This window comes from Mycobacterium sp., from assembly GCF_049280035.1.
In the GTDB taxonomy this organism is placed as follows: Bacteria; Actinomycetota; Actinomycetes; order Mycobacteriales; family Mycobacteriaceae; genus Mycobacterium.
Genome location: NZ_JBAPPI010000178.1, coordinates 1 through 3,108, shown reverse-complemented (window position 1 = coordinate 3,108; position 3,108 = coordinate 1). Strand labels below are relative to the sequence as shown.

The 3,108-nt window shown below is 69.8% G+C and carries 4 protein-coding genes; 1 reads left to right on the top strand and 3 read right to left on the bottom strand.

The window, feature by feature from the left end:
• Positions 1 to 10 precede the first annotated feature (10 nt).
• Positions 11 to 844 carry a glycerophosphodiester phosphodiesterase gene (locus tag WAN71_RS05865; RefSeq protein WP_422224432.1) on the top strand — a complete coding sequence of 278 codons (834 nt, stop codon included), beginning with the start codon at positions 11 to 13 and terminating at the stop codon, positions 842 to 844.
• 98 nt (positions 845 to 942) lie between these two features.
• On the opposite strand, the gene WAN71_RS05860 is transcribed toward WAN71_RS05865, so the two are convergent.
• The 3 genes from WAN71_RS05860 to WAN71_RS05850 all read right to left on the bottom strand — a co-directional run.
• Entirely contained in the window at positions 943 to 2,073 is a 1,131-nt protein-coding gene (locus tag WAN71_RS05860) for an LCP family protein (RefSeq protein ID WP_422224430.1), read from the bottom strand.
• A gap of 18 nt (positions 2,074 to 2,091) precedes the next feature.
• Positions 2,092 to 2,829 carry a CPBP family intramembrane glutamic endopeptidase gene (locus WAN71_RS05855; RefSeq protein WP_422224431.1) on the bottom strand — a complete coding sequence of 246 codons (738 nt, stop codon included), beginning with the start codon at positions 2,827 to 2,829 and terminating at the stop codon, positions 2,092 to 2,094.
• 74 nt (positions 2,830 to 2,903) lie between these two features.
• Positions 2,904 to 3,108: DUF2470 domain-containing protein (locus tag WAN71_RS05850; RefSeq protein WP_422224429.1), on the bottom strand; the 205-nt coding region annotated here is incomplete at its 5' end.

Here is a 3,108-nt window from a genome sequence, read left to right as displayed (position 1 = left end):
GCATAGTGGTATGTCGCGGGCCGACGAGGTGGTCTCTCGCAACCCGTTCGTGGTCGCCCATCGCGGCTCGTCGGCCGCCCTGCCCGAACACACCTTGGCCGCATACGATCTCGCCCTCAGGGAGGGCGCCGACGGCGTGGAATGCGATGTCCGGCTCACCCGCGACGGCCACCTGGTCTGTGTGCATGATCGTCGGCTGGACCGGACGTCGACCGGCGCCGGCCTGGTCAGCGCGATGACGCTGGCCGAGCTGCGCGAGCTGGAATACGGTGCGTGGCACGGCAGTTGGCGCGCCGATGGCACGCACGGCGATACCGGCCTGTTGACGTTGGACGCCCTCGTCAGGCTGGTGCTGGACTGGAAGCGGCCGGTGAAGATCTTCGTCGAGACCAAGCACCCCGTCCGGTATGGCGCACTGGTGGAAAGCAAGTTGCTGGCGCTGCTGCACCGCTTCGGCATCGCCGCCCCCGCGTCCGCCGACCGGTCCCGCGCGGTGGTGATGTCATTTTCCGCGGCGGCGCTGTGGCGGGTTCGGCGGGCAGCACCGCTGCTGCCCACCGTGCTGCTCGGCAGGAGTCATCGATATCTCACCAGCAGCGCGGCCAGCACGATCGGCGCCACCGCAGTGGGGCCGTCGTTGGCCACCCTTCGTGAACATCCCGAGCTCGTCGACCGTGCTGCGGCCCAGGGCCGGGCGCTCTATTGCTGGAGTGCCGACGACTACGAGGACGTCCGATTCTGCCGAGACGTGGGGGTGGCATGGCTGGCCACCCACCATCCCGGCCGCGTCAAGGCTTGGCTCGACCCACCTCATCAAGGCCTAACCGGCGCCGACCTGCGCTAGTCGCGCGCTAGAGCCGGCCCCCGGCGGCGGCCGGCGCGTCGGAAGGGCTGTGCGGTGAGTCGATTTCGACAATTTCTTGCACCAGCTGAATGCGCTAATTAGATCGGGTTGTCGAGGACGGCCGGCGGCACCGGTTGGTCGGCAGCCAGCGCGTCGAACAGCTGGGCGGCTTTGTCGTGATCCCACACCACCACCGAGCCGGCATCGCTACCGGTGAACTCACCGATCGGGACCGTCAACATGGTGGTGGATCCGTGCAGCGCCCAGCCCAGCCGGGCCATATCCCAGGCATGATCGCCATGGTCGACGGTCAGGGCGCCGGCCGCCGCATGCGCCACCGAATACCACCGCCATGGATTCAGCCACACCGCCGGGCTTGCGGCCCGGCCCAACACCGCCAACATGAACTCCCGCTGGTTAACCATGCGGTCGAGGTCGGCGCGCGGAGTGTCCCGGGAGCGGACGTAGCCGAGCGCGTCGCGGCCGTCCAGTTTTTGGCACCCGGCCGGTAGATCGACGCCGGCCAGTGGATCGTTGATCGGCGCGGCCGGACAGATGGTGACCCCGCCCAGCGCGTCGACCAGGACAGCGAACCCGCTGAATCCGACCTCGGCGTAGTGGTCGAGCCGCAATCCGGTGGCTTGCTCGACCGTCTGCGCCAGTAGCGGCGCCCCGCCCATCGCGAACGCCGCGTTGATCTTGTCGCGGCCGTATCCCGGAATCGGCACGTAGGAGTCGCGCGGTATGGACACCATCGTCGTCGGGGTGCGTGACCCGAACGCCGCCACGTGTACCAGCAGCATGGTGTCGGTTCGGCCGTTACCGGTGTCGCCGCCGGTCGCCAGTGCCTGCTGCTGCTCGACGGTGAGGCCTTGTCGGCTGTCCGACCCGACCAGCAGCCAGGTGCTGCCCCGCCCGGACGCCGGCCGCCCGGGGTAGTCGGTCAGCACCGGCTCGCGGTGCAGCGCCGTCTCGATCCACAGCGTGCCACCCAGGATGCCGGCACTGATCAGCAACACGATGACCACCAGGCTCAGGGAAATCAGTTGGCCCCAAGCTCGTTTGCGCCGCGGCTTGCGGGGCCGCCGCGGTGGCGCGCCGGCCCGACGTAAGCGCACGGTCGGCGCTTCGGGCCGGGCCGGCTTGGGTGGTGGCGGCGTGGCCGGTGGCGGGCGTCGCGGGCCACGCCGGATGACCGGCGACGGCTCGGGTGGTTGGGGGTCGTTCATGTAATCGCACGCGCTCCGTCAGTGCAGCCAGCGCAGATGGCCGGCCAGCAGGGCATACCCGACAAAAGTCACGGCGTCGATGATGCCGTGGGCGATCACCAGCGGCCACAGCCGGCCGGTGCGCTGCCAGGCGTACCCGAACACCAGCCCCATCGCGACATTGCCCAGCCCGGCGCCGAAGCCTTGGTAAAGGTGATAGCTGCCGCGCAGCACGCTCGACCACACCAGCGCCACCCGTGCCCCGACACCCAGCTGCTCCAACCGGGTGAGCAGATAACCGACGACGATGATCTCTTCGGCCCAGCCATTGGCGAAGGCGACCACCAGCAGCATCGGGACCCGCCACCAGGTGTCGCCCAAGCTGGACGGGATGACCGACGCGTTGAGGTGCAATGCCCGTGCCGCCAGGTAGAGCGCCAGCCCGGGCAGGCCGATCAGCGCGGCCAGGCCGACGCCGCCGCCCAGGTCGGCGCGCCATTGGAAACGCGCCAACCCGATTCGGGCCGGGCTTAACCCGCTGCGCCACAACAGGTACAGGCCAAGCGCACCCCAGGCGAGAAGTTGCACGACGAAGGTCGCATTCAGGCCGAGGTCGATCAGGTCGTAGTAAGACCGCCGCGGATTGAGCGGGATCCGCTGAGCGCTCAGGTTGCGCAACACCGAGTCGGCAAGCTGCAGGATCGCGGTGACGGCGCTGAGACCGAACGTGACGGACAGCACGACGACGAGCTCGATGCGCAACGCGCGGCGCTGCATCGGCTCGGCGTCGGCGTCACCGCGGGGCCAGGTCACCTCGCCACGGTAACCGGCAGCCGGTGGCCGCCCGTGGCTCAGTCTCGGCGGGCCCGCAGGCCGTTAACGAACGGGCAGCCCATCAGCACCCGGATGGCCTGGCCCAGACCGGTGACGTCGTCAACCGGCTGGCGGAACGGCAGCCGGACGTCGTGGTCGCCGTCGGCGCTTTCGACGCGCAACCGGACGCCGTAGCGGTCGACCCCGAGCGGGCGGACCTCTCCGCGCCGCAGCCGCGCCGGC